The 19,730-nt window shown below is 69.1% G+C and carries 3 protein-coding genes (1 of these 3 cut by a window edge); all 3 read left to right on the top strand.

Features of this window, described 5'->3' with window-relative positions:
- Tightly spaced (each overlapping or abutting the next), the 3 genes in view from AC2D9U_RS02470 to AC2D9U_RS02460 form a layout consistent with a single transcriptional unit that may run on beyond the window.
- On the top strand, positions 1-15,737 hold the 3' portion of the coding sequence (locus tag AC2D9U_RS02470) for an LEPR-XLL domain-containing protein (protein WP_484746106.1). 14,824 nt of this gene lie to the left of the window's left edge; the window shows 15,737 of its 30,561 coding nt (coding positions 14,825-30,561); its start codon lies off the left edge, out of view; its stop codon occupies positions 15,735-15,737.
- The gene (locus tag AC2D9U_RS02465; RefSeq protein ID WP_484746103.1) at positions 15,727-17,580 is read left to right on the top strand and encodes a GAF domain-containing protein; all 1,854 of its coding nucleotides are present in this window, start codon (positions 15,727-15,729) and stop codon (positions 17,578-17,580) included. Before AC2D9U_RS02470 ends, AC2D9U_RS02465 begins: the two co-directional genes overlap by 11 nt.
- Positions 17,577-19,730 (top strand): PqqD family peptide modification chaperone, encoded by a 2,154-nt coding sequence (locus AC2D9U_RS02460; protein ID WP_484746100.1) that lies wholly within the window; start codon positions 17,577-17,579, stop codon positions 19,728-19,730. Before AC2D9U_RS02465 ends, AC2D9U_RS02460 begins: the two co-directional genes overlap by 4 nt.

Genomic DNA, 19,730 nt, shown 5'->3' with positions numbered 1-19,730 from the left:
GCGCGGGTGCGAGCGTGACGGCGAGCATCGCCCGCCTCACCGAGGCTTATGCCGGCACGCGGACCGGCACGACGCCGACGGGCGCGACGATGCTGGACCTGACGGGTGGCACGGTGCTGATCGGCGCCAACGCGACCTTGACCGCGACCACGAGATCCTCCGCGAATCCGGCAAATCCGAACAGCCCGGGTCAGGCCTCGGGGGCCGTCAGCATCGCGGCCGGCATCGGTGTCGCGGCCGCGACGAGCACGGCGCAGATCCTGGCCGATACGCTCGCCTATGTCGGCGAGCGCACCACGCTCAAGGCGGCGCGGCTCGACGTGGTCGCCAGCAGCACCGAGGTCGCGGACGCCTCGCTGATCGTGGGCGGCGGTGGCCTTCTCACTGGCGGGGCCGGCGCGCGTTCGGTCGCGCTCATCCGCAGCGACACCGAGGCCTTCACCGGCGCGCGTGCGGGCACCGCGCCTACGGCGGGGGCGATCACCGACATCGATATCGTCGCCGTGGGCAAGCAGGGCGATGGGGGCGTGCTGATCTCGGCGCTGTCCAACCGCACGGCGAATGCCATGGCGAGTGGCCTGTCCGGCGGCGCGCTGAGCGCGACGGTGATGCTGCCGCGCGCCGAGGTTGCGGGCGTCACACAGGCGCAGGTGGGCGAGGGGTCCGACATCACGGCGCAGCGCCTGACGGTGCAGGCCAATGCCCCCGTCATGCGCGCCGATGCACGCAGCTTCGCGACCGGCTTCAGCCTGTTCTCCTCGATCAACACGCTGCAGGCGGAGGCCATCGTATCGGGCACCGTCGCGGCCTTCATCGGCGCGGGCCTGACCACCGTCTCCACGGCCGCCGCGCCGGTCGTGCGCACCACCGGCACCGTGCGCGTCGATGCCGACAGTGTCATGCAGGCGACCGCGCAGGCCAACAGCATCGGTGCCTCGCTCAGCGGCCTCTCGCTCAGCGTCGTGCTGCCGAGTGCGACGGTGAGCGGGCGCACCCTGGCCTTCGTGCGTGACCGCGTGGATCTCGATGCGTCCGCCCTGACCATCGAGGCCGGCGCGCCCGGGGACAGGATCGACTACGCCGCCACGGCCACCACCTTCGTTGCCGGTCTGTCCCTGGGGGCGACGGGCACCTTCGTGCGCGCCGATGCGCGCGTCTCGGGGCTGGTGGATGCCTTCATCGGCGCGCCGCTGGGCGTTGCCCCCAGCGCCGATGTCGAGCGTGCGCTCGATATCGGCGGCGTCGTGGACATCAACGCCTATAGCGACATGGATGCGACGGCGACGATCAGCAATGTCGGCGCCGCGCTCGGGGCGACGGTCGGCGCGATGCGCAGCTTCGCCGATGTCTCCGGCACCACGCGCGCGTCGGTCAACCAGGGCGGGCGTGTCGTGGCGCAGAGCCTCGATGTCGATGCCGATGGCGATTACGATTCGGCCGCCAGCACCTCCACCGTCAATGTCAGCGGCCTTGCCTCGCTGGCGCGCGCCGATGCGGATGCGCGCATCACCGGCCTGGTCGATGCCCATGTCGGCGCGCATGCGGGAACCGTGCCCACCGCGATCCTTGCGGATGTGCATGTCGGCGGCGGCGCCGTGACCATTGACGCCGTGGGCGACATGCGCGCCCTGCCCACCGTCTCCGCCGTGGGCCTATCGGGTGGCGTGTCGCTCACCGGCATTCGCCTGACGTCCATCGTCAGCGGCACGGTGCGCGCCTATGTCGGCGAGGGTACGGAGATCGACGCCGGCAGCCTGCGCGTGGTGGCGGATGCGCCCTTCATGCGCGCCAGCGCCACCGCCAATAGCACCAATGTCGGCCTGCTCTTCTCGGGCGCGATGGTCACGGCGACGGCGACGGTCAGCGGCACGGTGGAGGCCTATCTCGGCGCGAATGCCGCGGTGAATGCCACCAATGTCACCACCGATATCGATGTGAACAGCGGCGCCATTTTCGTCTCCGCTGATTCCGGCATGACAGCCACGGCGATCGTGAATGGCGGCGGCTTCTCGGCGCTGGTGAGCCTCAGCGTCATGCAGCCCACGGCCACCGTCTCGGGCCGCACCAGCGCCTATGTGCGCGACGGCGTGAACATCGATGCCGGTGACCTCGATGTCCTGGCGGGCAAGGGCGGCACGGATCGCGTGACCTACCTGGCCGAGGCGAGAACCTCGCTCGTCGGTCTCTCCTTCGGCCTCACCGTATCGACGCTGGATGCGGATGCGACGGTCAGCGGCGACATCGAGGCCTTCGTCGGCGCGGCCAGCGGGCGTCTCGGCGGTGGCGATCCGGCGGCGGTCATCGATGTCTCGGGCCCCATCGACGTCTTCGCCCGGTCGGACATCGATGCCATTGCCAATACCAATGGCGCGGCGGTGGGTGCGCTGGCGGCGGCCTCCGTGATGGTGCCCACGGCCATCGCCGGTGGGCGCACCCGCGCCTATGCCGGCGACGGGACGGATGTGCGCACCAGCCGCCTGCGGCTGGATGCGGACGGCAATGTGCGTGCCGAGGCGCGGCTCACCGCCGTGGCCGTGGCGGGCTTCGGCGCCGGCACCGGCGCCGTGCCGACCGCGCGCGTGGACAGCATCGTCGAGGCCTATGCCGGTGAGCACCAGGATACGACGCGCCTGACGAATGGCAGCATTTCGGTGCGCAGCATGTCCGGCGGTCGCGGCATCCTGGACATGGATGCGCGCAGCGCCTCTGTTGCCCAGGCCGAGGCCTTCGGCGGCACCTTCGCGATCGCCGCGACGATCAACGCCATCCTGCCGACGGCGCAACTCGTTGGCGCCACGCGTGCCTATGTCGGCCCGCGCGTTGATCTCTTCGCCGGGACGGTCACGGCGGATGCGGTGGAGAGTTCCGCCCAGGCCTTGGCGAATGCCACGGGTGTCTCCGGATCCATCGGCATCAGCGTCGGCGTCTTCAACGCGCTGGCGACGGCGAGCCGTGAGACGGAGGCCTATGTCGGGCGCAATGCGGTGCTCGACCTCGGCGCCTCGGCCATCACTCTCCGGGCGCAGACCCTGCTGGCGGAGCCGATGGCCAAGGCGACGATCCTGGGCGGATCGGCGGGCATGATCGGCGTTTCCGCCTACAGCGCCATTGCGCGTGTCGGGCAGCTCGACCCGGCCGTGGCCGGCAGCCAGGTCTCGGCGACGCGGGCCTATGTGGACCGCAATGCGCGCATCACGGCGGAGAACCTGACGCTGGATGCCGAGGCGAACACCAGCGCGGATGCGGAGGCAACGACCGCCCGGTTGAGCTTCATCGGCCTGGGCAAATCCGACGTCATCGCCACCGCGGCACATGACACGGAAACCTTCATCGGCAATGACGTGACCATCCAGCTGACCGGGGCGCTGGTGCTGGATGCGGATGCGACGACGACGGCCGACGCTGATATCCTGAATGTGACGGTGGAGGGCATCTCCCTCAATGCGCTGACGGTCGCCACCATCGTCGATTCCGACACGCGCGCGCTGATCGGCGAAGGGGGAGACATCGATGCGTCGAGCGTCGCCCTGACGGCGGACGCGATCCATACGGTGCGGGCCGACCTCAACACTGGCGGCTTCGCCTTCCTGCTGGGTGTGAGCAAGCTGAAGGCGGAGGCCAAGGACATCGGCTCGGTCGAGGCGCGTATCGGCCCGACCGGCGCGGGCAGCGTCGGCAACCGCAGCGATGTCACGGCGACGGGGGCGGGTGGCATCCGTGTGCTCGCGAACCTGACCTCGACGGTGGAGGCGACGCCGCGGCTGACCGGCTTCTCCCTGTTCGGCGTCGGTGCCTCCAACCAGGCGATCGCGACGCAGGATGCGACGGTGCGGGCGGAGATCGGCAGCTTCGCGAACCTGCTGGCGACCGGCGGGGACGTGACGGTGGATGCGGGGCTGCTCAGCACGACGAACGCGATCGCCTCGAGCGTGGGCGGGGCGTTGCTGCTGTCGGTGATCCTGGCCGAGGCGACCGCCGAGGACACCTCCAACGTCGTCGTCGAGGTCGGTGCCAATGCCGATGTCGCGACGAGCGGTGCGGGCAATGACATCGTCATCGCCGCCCGGCACAACTACACGGATGCGGACGGCTTCCGCACCGTGGACAATGGCCGAGGTGTCACGGCCTCGGCGCAGAACGTGTCCGTCTCCCTCGGTGGTGTCGTCACCGACGCCGATGTCGACGCGATCGCCAACGCATCGGTCGCCACCACCATCGAGGCCGCGGCGGCGTTGAGCGCGGCGAATGGCAGCGTCAGCGTGCTGTCGCGCAACGCGAACACGGCCAAGGCCTCGCTGCGCTCGGCCGGCTTCTCCTCGATCTCCATCGGCGCCGGCAATGCCACGCCGCTGGCGACGGGCACGACCACCACCAGCCTGCTCGGCAATATCGGCGAGGGCGGCGTGGTCGGCGCCACGGCTCTCATCGTGCGGGCGGAGGCCCTGACCACCGCTGACAGCTCGCTCAATTCCGCGTCGGGCGGGTTGCTGCTGAGCGTGACCTCGGGCAGCGCCAATGCGACGGCGAACCCCACCCTGGGCGTGACCTTCGGTTCGGCGACGTCGCGCATGGTGGTTTCGGGCGACATCACCGTCGCGGCCGTGCAGACGACCGACGCCGACAGCAAGGCGCAGGGCGCCAGCGGTGGCCTGGTCAACGTGCAGGACGGCTTCGCCTCCCGCGCGAATGCGACGCCGAATGTCAGCCTCATGGTCGGCGGCGCCGACCAGGTCGACGCCGGCGGCACGATCACGCTGCTGGCGCAGCACGGAGCTACGCCCGAGACGACCAGCGATGGCACGGTCGCCTCCTTCAACGGCGCCAACCCTGCCTCGGGCGTGACGGGGCCGGGGGCGACGAACTTCGTGCAGTTCCAGCTTGCGCATAAGCTCGCGACCGGGGCGGTCATTTCCTCGACCGCGGGGATCGGTGGCGGACTCACGGCCGGGCGTGACTACGGCGTGGTCGTGCGCGATGACCTCTCCATCTATCTTGGCGGCGCCTTCCAGGGCACGCGCGTGGATACCCTCACGGACGAGATCAGCTTCGGCTTCACCTCGGGGGGAGGCACCTTCACGCCGGCGGCGCATAACCTGCGCACCGGCGACATGATCTACTACTTCAACAACGGCAACACCTCCATCGGCGGGCTGACGAGCGGCGAGCGTTACCGCGTCTTCGCGGTGGATGAGACCCGCATCAAGCTGCTCGATGACAGCGTGACGGCGCTCAGCCGGACGGTATCCCGTGCGGCTGTTGCCGCGGGCGGGACCATCACCACGGCGCATGGTTTCTCGAATGGCGACGCGGTCACCTATCGCGTGCCGGCGCCCAAGCAGTTCACCGCAGCCCTCGTCGATGTCGCCGAGGCGGATGGCGTCTTCACGGCCACCAACAACAACCGCATCTACATCGAGAACCACGGATTCAGCACCGGCAGCGCGGTGATCTATCGGGTCACCGGCACGCCGATCGACTTCGCGGGCGCGGGGACGCTCGTCAACGGCACGACCTATTTCGCCAGGGTCATCGACGCCAACAACATCCAACTGGCCACCACGCTCGCGAATGCGAATGCGGGCACGGTGCTGGACCTCATCCGCAACACAAGCGACAACAGCATCCACTCCCTGCGACGCAGCGTCGATGAACCGATCGGCGGCTTGGTCGATGGGCGCGTGTACTTCGTGCGGGACGTGGTCGCGAACACCTCTTTCCGTCTTGCGGATACGCCAGGCGGCGCCGCGAAGTCCTTCACGCTGGGGGCGAACACGACCGGCGGGTTGCATAGCTTCGCCATCGAAGGCAACAACCTGACTTCGGCGGGCGGCAGCGGCCAGCATCTCGTTGTGCTGGATCTCACATCGGGTGGGGCAGGGCGCTTCGACGGCGTCGGCGGCGCGAAGGCGGCGGCTGGGGCGCCGACCGGTGACCAGCAGATCACCGCGAGCACGACGGGTGTGGGCGGCGGCTTCATCCAGATCGGCAGCGCGACCGCGGTGGCGCAGGAGACTGTGACGACCAACCTGACGATCGGCGCGGGCGCCACGCTCAGCGCTACCGACATCGTCGCGCGGACGTTGAGCTTCGGTGTGGTCAAGGCGGTGTCGGACGGCGCTGGCGGTGGCTTCGTGGCGCTGGGTGACGCAGTGGCCAAGGGCACCGCGATCAACAACACCAGGCTCCTTGTATCCAACGGGGCGGTGCTCACGGCCCGCGATGATATCCTGCTGGAGACGATGGCGGACACGGATGTCGATTCGGTGGCGTCGGTCGGCACGGGGGGGCTTGGTGCCGCGGCGACGGCGCTTGCCGAGTCGAATATCCAGTTCACCTCGCTGATCGCGGTGGATGGCGATCTGACCGCAGCCGATGCGCTGACGATGGACGCGCGATCGACCTCGGATTCGGATGCGGATGCCGAGAGCGACAGCGGTGGCGTGGGGGCGGATGGCGAATCCTTCGCCGATGCGAATATCGGGCGGATTCTGAACAGCCGTGGGGCCGGAACGGGCAGCGAGGCGGATGCCTCCACGCGCACAGAGATCCGCGGCAATGCGGATCTGGTGGCGAATTTCGTCACGCTGCGCGCGACCAATCAGAAGCTGCGGGCGGATGCGGATGCCGAGACGGATGTGGGCGCCGTCGGCGCCAATACCGATGCGGATGCCGATACGCGCATCCAGGCGCTGACAGAGGTCGCGCTGCTGCTCGGATCCGAAACCAACGGACGGACCAAGGTGAGCCTGATCGTCCAGGTGCAGGAGACGTCGAACAGCGCCAACGCGAATGCGGACCTGGACGCGCTCGGGGGGGATACCGATTCCTTCGCCAACGCAACGCTCGACTCGCGGGCGAAGGTGGAAGGTCGCGATGCGTCGGTGATCCGCACGGCGGATCTCGATGTGCAGGTGCTGCAGTCCAACGTCAGCTCCTCCGCCGACGCCGTCCGCTCGGGTGCCGTCTTCGATGGCGGCACCGAGTCGGAAAGTGCGACGCGCAATGCGCTGCGCGAGATCTTCTGGGAAAGCACAGTGGTGATGCTCGGGGAGGCGAACCCCGAACTGGTTGTCGATGCCGCGGGTCGCATCACCCGCAAGGTGAACATCGAGGTGGCGGGCGGGTTCCAGCTGGGTGATCTCATCACCACGCCCGAGATCACGGTGCTCGCGATGGACTACGACACGGTACCCAAGGCGAATTTCTTTGCCAATGCGCTGGATGGCGCGCCCAATGCCCAGATCTGGGGCAATGCAGGCAGCTTCGAATACAAGCGTACCTGGGACTTCGTGAAGATCACCAACAATTCCGCGAAGAATCTCCGCACCAATCTCATCGATGTCGTCGCCTTCGGCGGCACCATCGATATCGCCGTCGATGTCATCCACGGGCCGACCAATGCCCCGGGCAACAACGTTCCGCTCGATTCCGAGAATCCCAATCTTCCGGGCCCGAATCCGACCTTCGAATTCGACCTGGTGCAGACCTTCGCGCGCACCCAGATCGAGATCCGGAACCTCCAGCCGGGCGGCATCGCCGCCTCTGACGTGATCCTCGATGGCCGCATCGAGAATCCGATGGGGTCCACGACCATCGAGAATGAGCGTGGCAGCATCCGCGCCAACACCGATGCCGATGTGGAACTGATCCGCACCAATCGGCTGGATCTCGATTCGGACACGGGATCGATCGGCCAGCAGGCGGTGGGCGTTGCTGCGCGCAATCCGATCTCCGTCGAACTCGTGCGCTTCCGCGACCGCAATGGCGCCCTGTTCGAGATCGTCGCCACCGCTGATGCGGCGATCGACACGGTGCTGGATCTCACGGCCTTTGATCGCGCGGATGCCGTCCTCGGCGGCGCCTTCTCGCTGACGGTTCCTGTCGCGCGGCTGTCCGCGGGCGACGATGTCGATGTGGTCGTCAACGACAGCAAGGAGGGCAATGGCCTCAGCACGGTTGCCGATGTGGTCGTCAGCCTGTTCAACCCACCGTCGGCAACGGCTTTCCTGGTCGATGTATTCCGTGCCCACTTCAGGCCGGATACGGTGGATGTTGGGCTTGAGAACATCCGTCGCGCCTTCGGCACGGACTTCGTCGAGATCGACTCGACCTATAACTTCACCTTGGTCCGGGCCGGCGACGACATCGACATCGGGCACATCACCACCAGCACCACCTTCGGAGAGGCGCGCAGCTACCGCACGACCCAGATCGGTGGCACGCCCTATGGCAGCAGCGTCGTCGTGGATACCCCGCCCGATCAGGTGGTCAACTTCACCCTGGTGACGGATGTGGACTGGACGGGTGGCACATCCGAGGCCGATGGGATCGAGCAGATCTTCCTCACGACGAACGGCAACATCGTGGCGCGGGAGAGTGCCGGGGACATGCTGGTTGGGCATGTGCACTCGACCCTGGGCAATGTCGCGCTCGCTTCCTCCCAGCGCATCCTCGATGCGGACGGGCTGGCGACCATCGACGTGACGGGCGTCAACATCACCCTCACCTCGGGCGATGGTGGGCGGAAGGATCCAGGTCCTGTGGGCGGTATCGGCAAGCCGACCGACTTCCTCGAGGTGAACACCGACCGCAACAACACGGGAGGTCGACTCGACGCCTTCGACAACTTCGCCCCGGTGAATGAGGGGATCTATCTGGATGAGCTCACTGGGGCGATGCCCGTGGGCCTCATCCACAGCAAGGCCAATGTCTCACTGCGGACGGTGAACGGCTCCATCATCGATTTCGACAATGAGGCCAATGCTGACGTCATCGGCCTGTCCATCGACATCGATGCGAATGGTGTGCGCTCCGCCATTGGTCAGGCGGAGAATGACCTCGACATCAACAGCGGCGCAGGCGTCTCCACGCCGGGGCTGGAAGGGGCGGGGCATGATGTGGCGCTGGAGGCGCCGTTCAGCATCTTCGTCACCGAGACGAATGGCGCGCTGAGGCTGCTGCTGGCGCACAGCTTCGGCGGCGACATCCGGCTCACGGTGCGCGAGTCCAATGCGCAGGGAGAGGACCTCCAGCTCCTGCGCCAGGGAACGGCACGCTTCGCGGAGAGCAATACGCGACTGCCCGGCAACCAGGCGGATGCGGAGCGCAATGTGGCGCGCGGCCTGATCCTCGCCGAGGCGGGAGATGTGTTGCTGCAGGTCGGCGACAACATCGCCCTGCATCGCAGCAGCGCCATCGTCGCGCGCCAGAACATCGAGATCCGCGGCGATCACCAGAATCTCGACATCGGCATTGGCTCCACGATGGATCTGCGCGGACAGATCATCGCCGGGGCGCGCATCCTCACGCCCGGCAGCCAGACGGGCGGGAACCCGATCGGCACTTTTGCGCCGACTCTGACCACACCCAGCTTTGGCACGACCATTCAGGGTGATCGCGACGTCGATACCATCAATTTCGGCGATGTCTCCGGTGTCACCGGCGGCACCACGCATGGCAGCAGCGGCTATATCTTCCTCGGTTCCCGGACGCGCGTCCTTGCTGGCGGGGGAGAGGACCGCATCAGGGTGTTCTACCTGCAGGACACCTCGACCGTGACCTCGCCGGCGCAACTCACGGCGCTGACCGCGCTCGGCGCGGAACTTGCGGGGCACGCCTTGACCCTGGATGGGCAGGAGGGTGCGGACACCTACGAGATCTTCACGCTGGGCAGCAACGGCATCGATCGGCGCAACTACGTGGTGAACGTCCTCGATACGGGCGTCACGGAGGCTTTCGGCAACGACCTGTTCATCTACGGGCGCAACGGCACGCAGAATGGTCGCGACGGATCGACCGGCGTCGCCTTCCCGACCGATGACATTTTCGTCCTGCGTGCGGGCCGCGAGATCGAGAATGAGAAGGCCAGCAGCCCGGCCTATGTGGCGCTGCTGCATGGGCCGCTTGCTCCCTACCTGGATCTGGCGACCTCGAACGAGGCCTCGCCCGAGGTGCAACGGATCAACTACGACCGCGGCATCAGCGGGCGCCTGACGGTCGAAGGCCGGGGCGGCAACGACGCCTTCTTCGTCGATGACAGCACCGTCACGGCGACGCTGGATGGCGGGGCGGGCGACGACACCATCCAGGTGGGCCAGCTCTTCGGCCTGCAGCGCAGCGCCGCGGCGGCGGGGCTGCTGCCGTCCGACAATTTCCCGCGCATGGTCGCCACGACGCGCGGCTGGCTGAGCCCGGGCAACACCGCGGCGATGCTGGTGCAGGGCGGCACGGGTGACGACACCGTCACGGTCTATTCGAACAAGGCGGAACTCCGTGTCGAGGGCGATGACGGCAATGACTTCGTCACGGTGCGGGCCTTCGCCCTGGCCTTCGTGAACAATGAGACGGTCGGCGGGGGCAGTGGCGGCATCGTCGTTGACCCGCAGACGGGTGTCGCGCTGCCTGCCTTCGGCTTTGGCGGCGATCCGACCGTGCGCCTCGGCGGCGTCCAGGATGAGCTGCGCGTCAATGTCACCGCTCCTGTTTCGGTCGATGGGGGCACGGGCTTCGACAAGCTCAGCGTGGTCGGCACCGAACATGCGGATGACCTGGTGCTCACGCGAGAGGGCCTGATGGGCGCGGGGCTGCATGTGCGCGACGCCGCGGTCGAGGTCTTCGAGACGGATGCGATGGAGGGCGATGACCGGGTCTTCGTGCAATCCACGGCGGCGGGAACGGGTTATCGCGTCATTGGCGGCCTGGGCACGGATGTCCTGAACGTGGCGGGCGATGTGACCGAGGACATCGTCACTCGCGAGCTTGAGGGGCTGCCGGGTGCCGTGGACCACATGGTGCTCTCGAAGGACGCCGCCTATGACGGCGTGGCGGTGGATGGCTTCGACTACAATGTGGCCGATCCCAGCCAGGGGCTGGTGATGGTGAGCGAGACGGCAGGCTTCACCGCGGTGCGTGAGGGCACGGCGCTGACCACGGACATCTACTTCGTGCGGCTCACGCAGGCCTTGGTCCAGGGCCAGGAGGTGTTCGTCACCGTCTCTGCGGCGCGGAGTCCGCAGGAGGAGGCGAGCGGCAGCCTTGTGGATCCCGCGCCGCTCGGTGGCGGGGCCGGCGACAGCATCTGGCTGGGGAGCGCGACCACCGCGCCCTCCGTCTCGCTGGCGAGCTTCCAGCGCAGCGTCGTGATCAATGGTCAGACGGTGCAGGTGCCCAATCGCTCGCTCGTGCTTCGCTTCGACGCCACGAACTGGAATGTCGGCCAGGCCGTGCTGGTCTACGCGCCGGATGACACCCGGGCGGAGGGCGACCGGGTCACGGTCATCCAGCATGGCGTCATTTCCAATGTCGGGGCCTACAACGGCGTCGCGGTGCGCAATGTCGAGGTCACGGTGCGGGACAACGACACGCCGGGCGTCAACCTTTTCCAGATCTTCCCGGGCGTGTTCCAGGGCAATGGCTTCATCGAGGATGGCCAGACGCTGGTGATCGAAGGGGCCGACAAGACCGGCCAGGAGGATCACCTCATCGTCCAGCTCTCCGCCCCGCCCGCGGCCGGGACGGAGGTCGTGCTGGATGTCAACCTGGACGCGGCGGCGGATCGGCAGATCCAGCTGTTCAACCAGCTTTCCGACCCGCGCATGAAGCAGGTGGATGGACGCTGGCAGATCACCTTCAACGCCACCAACTGGGACCAGGGCGTGGTGATCCGCGTGGAAGCTCGCGATGATGCGCATCGGGAGGACACGATGAGCGTGCGCGTCGGCTTCACGCGCAACGCCGCGACCTCCGACCCGGCCTACATCTTCCCCAATCTGCGCAGCGCGCCGGCATTCGTGGCCATCAAGGTGATCGACAACGACACGGCCGGCGTTCTGGTGCAGCAGAGCGGGGGCTCGACCACGCTGGCCCGTGATGACCTGCAGACCGAGGCGGATGAGAGCGTCACCGACAACTACACGATCCGCCTGACGCAGCAGCCGACCTCGACCGTCACCGTCGCGCTGCTGACCGATGGGCTGGCCGATGTGCTGACGGTCAACGGTGTTGCGGCGCGCTACCAGGATATCGGCACGATCCGGGAGTCGCTGTTCTTCGAGGGGGCGGCCTTGCTGAGCAATTCGCTCAGTGGCGGGCAGATCGAGCGCAACCAGGATGGCAGCTTCATCGCCGAGGGGTTCCGGGTGGGTGAGTTGCTGCGCATCGGCAGCACGGTCGGCTATGATGGCGACTACGTGATCACGGGCGTGACCGCGACGAAGATCACGGTGAACCGCTTCTTCGCGCCGGTCGGCATCGCCCAGGACAACATCGTGACGCTGAGCGAACTGACCCGCGAAGGGCGCTACAGCGGCGTGATGAACCTCGATGGCGCAACGCGGACGCTGACCCGCACCGATGGCGGCGGCTGGCTGGCCGACGGCTTCCTCGAGGGCATGCGCGTGCGACTCTCGGACGGCGAGCGCTTTGCCGACTTCAAGATCGCCCTGATCCAGGGCGAGAACGCGACGCGCGACCAGGCGATCGTCTTCACGCCCGAGGGGCAGATCCCGACCAGCTTCAGCAAGCGTCTGCCCTGGACGCTGTCGCGCATCGCCGCGGTGGCGAATTTCAGCGGCAAGGACTTCAACACCCCGCAAAGCGTGGTGCTGCGCGCCGATCCGCTCTTCGACCTGCCGCCGATGCGCCAGGGCGTGAAGCTTGCCGCCGCGCAGGTGCATCTGCTCTCGGCGGTGCAGGGACCGCTGGAGGTTGAGGGTGGCTCCATCGGCGCCGATCGCAGCCTGCGTCTGGCCGCGAAGCTGCCCGGCGAGCGGGATGCCTTCCTGCTGCCGGTCGGCGTGCAGCCGGCGGAATCGCGCCAGATCGACGTGCTGAACGTCTTCGGCGATGGCAGTCAGCAGAACCTGGCCGGCAAGGTGGACGGCACGGCGCTGCGCGGCTTCGGCATGGCCGATGGGCTCGGCTTCGGCCTTTCGGCGCCCATCTTCGGCGAGCCCGGCACCTTCGCGGACGGCATCTCCTATGGCCGGATCATGATGGTGGATGGTCAGGTGGTGCGCGGCAGCGAGGTGACCATGATCGAGACGGTCAACCTCCTGCTGGGCCAGGGCGATGACCGCGTCGATGTGAACGGCACGCTGCGCAACGATTCCACGATCCGCGTGATGGGCAACATGGATTTCTCGCCCACCGGAGACGGCGGAATCGTGAAGCGGCCGGGCTTCGATTTCGCGGCGGCCGGTTTCCTGGTGGGCCAGGAGGTCACGATCGAGGGCCTGGCCGGCACCTGGATCGTGGCCTCCGTCCTGGGCGATGGGGCGGATCCGAATGATCGCAGCCTGCTCAAGCTGCAGGGCGCGCCGCTGTCCGCCGGCAGCGCGCTGCAGACGCTGGTCGCGGTCGATCCGCTGGTCTCCCTGGCGGCGGCGGTCAACACGGCGCCAAACGGCACGGGTGGCACCGTCGATCGGATCAGCGGCAATTGGCGCGATGATGGGTTCCGCGCCGGGCAGTTGCTGATGGCGGATCTGCTGACCGGCGAGCGGCGCTGGCGGATTGCCGCGATCTCGCCGGACGGCAAGACGATGACGCTCGAGGGCAGTGAACTCGTCACGGCGGCGAACCTGACCACCCGCTTCGAACTGGCCGGGCCGCAGGGCGGGCTGACCGTGCTGCATGGCGGCGGCAACCAGCAGCTTGAGGTCATCGGCCAGATGGCGATGCAGAAGGGGGCCACGGAGCTGACGCGCCTCGATGGCTTCGCCTGGCCGGAGGCGCGCTTCGCGGTGGGTCAGTCCGTGCAGCTCAGCGGCGAGACCTTCCTGCGCACGATCAAGGGGATCGCGGATGCGCGCACGGCGCTGCGCCCGCTCGATGCCTTCGAGGGCTGGGGCAAGGGCTCGAGACTGCTGCTCGACGGGCCCGATTTCCTCGCCGATTTCAGCGGGACCATGAGCATCAGCGTCGTCGAGCCGCTGCGCATCGAGGCGACGGTGCCGGTGCAGGTCAGCAACGCCGCCCTGGAGCGCGCCACCGGCAGCTGGCTGCTGGAGGGCTTCAAGGTCGGCATGAGCGTCTCCCTCAGCGGGCAGGCGGAGATGCGCACCATCATCGCGCTGACCGCGACGAAGATGAGCTTCGCCGAGGGCGGGCTGGCGCCGAGCCCGCTCGAGACGCTGACGGTCGCCGGCAATGACCTGACGCAGAATGGCGGCGTGCGCATCGGTGGCGACCACTTCGTGGTGCGTGCCGGTGGCGGGCCGGACTCGCCGCTCGTGATCCATGGCGACACCGGCCAGGATGGCGTCTGGTATGGCGGGCGGGCGCATCACACGCTGGGCGCGAATTTCGGGCCCGCGCCCTTCGATCCCTTCCCGCTGCGGGCCCCCGGCGCGCAGGAGGATGCGAGCTTCATCTTCCCCCGCGCCAACCTCTATCGCCATGCGGGCAACGACCTGATCGATGCGGGCCTGCTGTTCAGCGGCGTCGCGCCCGAGGCGCTGCCCAGCGTCGGGCTCACCGCGCATGGCGGCATGGGGCAGGACACGCTCATCGGCAGCCAGGCGGGCGATCACCTCGCCGGTGGCTCGGGCGATGACAGCATCCTCGGCCAGGGCGGCCCCGACCACATCTATGGCGACAGCGGCGTGAATGTGGACATCACCACGCGCGCGCTGTTCATCGCCACGGTCGATGCCAGCCCCGCGCCGAGCCTCGACCTCGGCGCGCATCTCACCGGCACCTTCATCGCGCCCGCGCCCTCCCAGATGCGTGACCGGCTGCTGGCCGGGCGCGACGTGCTGGAAGGCGAGGGCGCAGGCGCCACGCCGGGCAGCGATGCCAGCACGCGCGACATCATCTTCGGCGACCACGGCATCATCGAGCAGAAGGTGCGCGACCCCAACCTGCCCGACGCCCTGCCGCAGAAGATCCAGACCACCGCGCTCGACAGCCTTGGCACCTTCCTCTCCACCGCGAAGCTGAACGGCCAGAACGACACGATCCGTGGCGATGCGGGCGATGACTGGCTGGTGGGCGGGCCGGGCATCGATCTCATCGAGGGTGGCGGCTTGGCCGACGAGATCTTCCCCGATGAGACCCCGCCGCTGATGGCGGCGCGCGCGCCAGACCAGCCGGTGCGCGTGCCCGCCCTCGAGGCCGGGGCGGCCTCCGCGCTGCTCGAGGCGGCGCGGGCGCTCTGGGCGATGAGCGGGCAGGTCAGCGCCGCGCAGCTTGCCGCGACGGCGCCGGTCAGCATCGTGGTGGCGGATCTGCCGGACCTCATGCTCGGCAACACCCGGTGCAGCGTGATCGCGCTCGACGCCGATGCCGCCGGCCATGGCTGGTTCATCGACGCGACACCGCTGCGCGCGGAGGAATTCGCGCCCGGCACGCGCCTTGCCCTGGCCGGTGGTGCGGCGTCCGGTCGCATCGACCTGCTCTCGGTGGTGGTGCATGAACTCGGCCATGTCATGGGCTTCGCCGATGACGCGCCGGGCCAGGCGGCGATGGCGGCCACGCTCGATGTCGGGCGCCGCCTGACGGTGGAGGGGGCGGCCGCGATCCTCGAAGCGCCGCTCAGCCTGCCCGGCGGTGGGGCGCGGCTCTTCGCCGACGGGCTGGGCGCCTTCCTCGACCCGGCCTGGGCGGCGCATCTGCGCCAGCCCTTCGCCACCGGCCTCGGGGCCGTGCCGGTGAGCAAGCCGGCCAGCCTGCCGAGCGCGGCGGCGATCGACTGGTCGCGCAGCTGGACCGGGGGAGGGGCCTCGCTTGGTCGCTGACCGGCGCAACCCGGCCGAGATCCTGCCCAGCCTGGTCAGCCACCCGCTGCTCGACCAGGCGCTCTGGAACCGCTTCCGCGCGGCCGAGGGCGGCGAGGCCTTCGCCGCCGCCTGGCTGGCGCTGCAATGCCGCCATGTCGAGGGTGCGACGGCCGGCGTGCTGGTGCTTGGTGAGCCGGAGGCGGGGCCCTTCCGCCCCGCCGCCGCCTGGCCCGACATCGCCGCGCTGACCCCCGGCCTCTCCGCCGCGGCCGAGCAGGCGCTGGCGCAGCGGCAGGGCCTGATGCTGCCGGGGCCGGAGGGCGCGCATTTCGTCGCCGCGCCGATCCTGCTCGAAGGCCGGCTGTGCGGTGTCTGCGCCCTGGCGCTCGCCCCCCAGGCCAGCGCGGCGGGCGCGATGCGCCAGCTGCAATGGGGCGCGGGCTGGGTGGAATCGCTGCTGCGGCGCGAGCAGATGGCGGAGGATGCCGCGCTGCGCGAGCGCGCCACCGCCGCCTTCGACCTGCTCGGCGTGGTGCTGGAACACCAGGAGGCGCGCGCTGCCGCCACCGCGCTGGCCACGGAACTGGCCCGGCGCTTCGACTGCGATCCGGTCAGCATCGGCTTCCGTCGCGGCGGGCATGTGCGGGTGGAGGCGCTCTCCAACGCCGCCTGGTTCGCCGAGCGGATGAACCTGATCCGCGATGTCGGCGCCGCGATGGAAGAGGCGCTCGACCAGGGCGCGGTCATCGTCTATCCGCCGCAGCCGGGCTGGGAGTTCCGCGTCACGCGCGCGCATGCGGACCTCGCCGCGCAGCACCGCGCCGGGGCGATCCTGACATTGCCGCTCAGCCACCAGGGGGCGCGCATCGGCGCCATCACGCTCGAGCGTCCGGCGGGACGGAGCTTCGCGCCCGCGCTGGTCGAATTGCTGGATGGCGTGGCGACGCTGGTCGGCCCCGTGCTGGCCGAGAAGCGCGCCAATGACCGGCTGCTGCCGGTGAAGATCGCCCAGAGCCTGATGACGCAGTTGAAGCGTCTGCTCGGGCCCGGCTATTTCGGCCGCAAGCTCGCCACCCTCGCGCTCGTGCTGCTGGTGGGTTTCTTCGCCACCGCGCGCGGCGAATATGCGCTGACCTCGCCCGCCGTGCTGGAAGGGCGCATCCAGCGTTCCATGGTCGCCCCCTTCGCCGGCTATATCGGCGCCGAGCACGCCCGCGCCGGCGAGATCGTGACCGAGGGCCAGCTGCTGGCGCGGCTCGACGACCAGGATCTGCGCCTGGAGCGCCTGCGCCTTGCCACGCAGCGCCAGCAGCGCATCAACGAATACGACCGCGCCCTGGCCGCGCGGCAGCGCGCCGAGGCGAACATCGCCCGCGCGCAGATCGACCAGGCTGAGGCGCAGCTCGCGCTGATCGAGGAACAGCTGGCGCGCACGCGCATCCTGGCCCCCTTCGCCGGCATGGTGGTGCGCGGCAATCTCAGCCAGCGGGTGGGCGGCGCGGTGGAGCGGGGGGAGGAGCTGTTCCAGATCGCCCCGCTCGACGCCTATCGCGTGGTGCTGGAGGTGGAGGAAGGCGACATCGCCGACATCGCCATCGGCCAGGAAGGCACGCTGGTGCTCGCCGCCGCGCCCGGCGCGCCGCAGCGCTACCGGATCGAGCGCATCACGCCGATCTCCGAACAGGGCCAGGGCCGCAACTTCTTCCGCGTCGAGGCAGCGCTGGAAGGGGCGAGCGAGCGGCTGCGCCCGAGCATGGTGGGCGTGGGCCGCACCGTGGTGGGCGAGCGCCTGCTGATCCGCATCTGGACCCGCCGGCTCGTGGATTGGCTGCGCCTCGCTGCCTGGCGCTGGACGCCGTGAGCGAGAAATCCTTCCTCAGCCCCTCCTGGTATCGCGTCGCGGGGCTTCGACCGCGGCTGCGCGCCCATGCGCGCTTCCACCGCACGCTGTTCCGCGGCCAGGTCTGGTATGTGCTGCAGGACCGCAGCTCGGGCCGCTTCCACCGCTTCTCGCCCTCGGCGCATCTGCTGGTCGGGCTGATGGATGGCACGCGCACGCTGGAGGAGGTCTGGAGCGCGGCCTCGGCCCGGCTGGGCGACGATGCGCTGACGCAGGATGAGGTGATCCGACTGCTCGGCCAGCTGCATGCGGCGGATGTGCTGTTCGGCGACATCCCGCCCGATATCGGGGAACTCGCCGATCGCGGCCGGCGGCAGCGGCGCAAGCGGCTGATGGCGGGCCTGCTCAACCCGCTGGCCATCCGCCTGCCGTTGCTCGACCCGGATGAGGTGCTCAACGCCACCGCGCCGATCGCGCGGCTGATCTTCTCCGGCTTCGGCGCCGTGCTGTTCCTGCTGCTGGTGGGCTATGCGCTGCTGCTGGCCGGGCAGAACTGGGAGGCGCTCTCGGGTGACATCACCGACCGCGTGCTGGCCACCGAGAACATCCTGCTGCTTGTTCTCACCTACCCGCTGGTCAAGACGGTGCATGAGCTGGGCCATGCCTGGGCGGTGAAGCGCTGGGGCGGGGAGGTGCATGAGATCGGCGTGATGCTGCTGGTCTTCATGCCGGTGCCTTACGTCGATGCGTCGGACAGCATGTCCTTCGCCTCGAAATGGCGGCGTGCGGTGGTGGGGGGCGCGGGCATCCTGGTCGAGGTCGCACTCGCTTCGATCGCCATGATCGTCTGGGTGAATGCCGAGCCCGGGCTGGTGCGCGCCTTCGCCTTCTCCGTCATGCTCATCTGCGGCGTCTCCACCGTGGTGTTCAACGGCAACCCGCTGCTGCGCTTCGATGGCTACTATGTGCTCTCCGACCTGATCGAGATCCCCAACCTCGCGCAGCGCGCCAATGCGCATATCGGCTACCTGGTGCAGCGCCACGCCTTCGGCGTCACCAGCGCCGAGCCCGCCGCGATGGCGCCCGGCGAGGCGCCCTGGCTGTTCTTCTACGCCATCGCCTCCTTCTTCTATCGCATGGTCGTCGCCTTCGCGATCGCGCTGCTGGTGGGCACGCAGTTCTTCGTCATCGGCGTGCTGATCGCCATCTGGTCGCTGGTGCTGATGATGGGCGTGCCGCTGGCGAAGTGGCTGCGCTTCCTGGTGGCGAGCCCGGCGCTGCGGCGCCATCGCGGCCGTGCCTTCGCCGTCACGGCGGGCACGCTGGCGCTGGGCGCGGGGCTGGTCTTCGCCACCCCCCTGCCGCACGCCACCATGGCCGAGGGCGTGGTCTGGATGCGGGGCGAGGCCGCGGTCTTCGCCGGCGCCGAGGGCGTGGCCGTGGCGCTGCTCGCCGCGCCGAATGCCGAGGTCGAGGCCGAGGCGCCCCTGCTGCGCCTGGAGGACCCCGCGCTGGCCGCCCGCGCCCGGCTGCTCGCCGGCCGGGTCGCGGAGCTTGAGGCGCATCATGCCATGCGCGACGTCTCGGACCCCGTGCGCGCGCGCATGACGCTGGAGGAACTCACCCTCGCACGCGCCGACCTGGCCGCGGCGGAGGAGCGGCTGGCGCTGCTCACCATCCGCGCCCGCACCGCCGGGCGGCTGGTGCTGCGCCGGCCGGAGGAGCTGCTCGGCCGCTACATCCGCAAGGGCGAGCTGATCGGCCATGTGGTGCGCCATGACGATCCCGTGATCCGCGTCGCGGTGCCGGAGAACGAGGCCGACCTCGTGCTGCAGGACACCCGCGCTGTGGCCGTGCGCGCCGCCAGCCTGCGCGCCGAGGCCCGCCCCGCACGGGTCGAGCGCGTCGGCGCCCGGCTTGAGGAATCGGTGCCCAGCCCGGCGCTGAGCATCCAGGGCGGCGGGTCCATCGCGCTCGACCCGACGGACCCCGCGCATCAGCGCACCATCGGGCGGTTCCTGCATCTCGATCTTGTGTTCGACACCCCGCAGGGCGAGGCCGCGCGCTTCGGGGAGCGGGTGCATGTGCGCTTCGCCCATGCCGATCAGCCCATCGCAAGCCGCTTCTGGCGGGGCTTGCGGCAGGTTTTCCTGCGGCATTTCCAGGTGTAG

This window comes from Roseomonas sp. TF40 (assembly GCF_057219975.1).
This window is presented reverse-complemented; position numbering and strand designations above follow the sequence as displayed.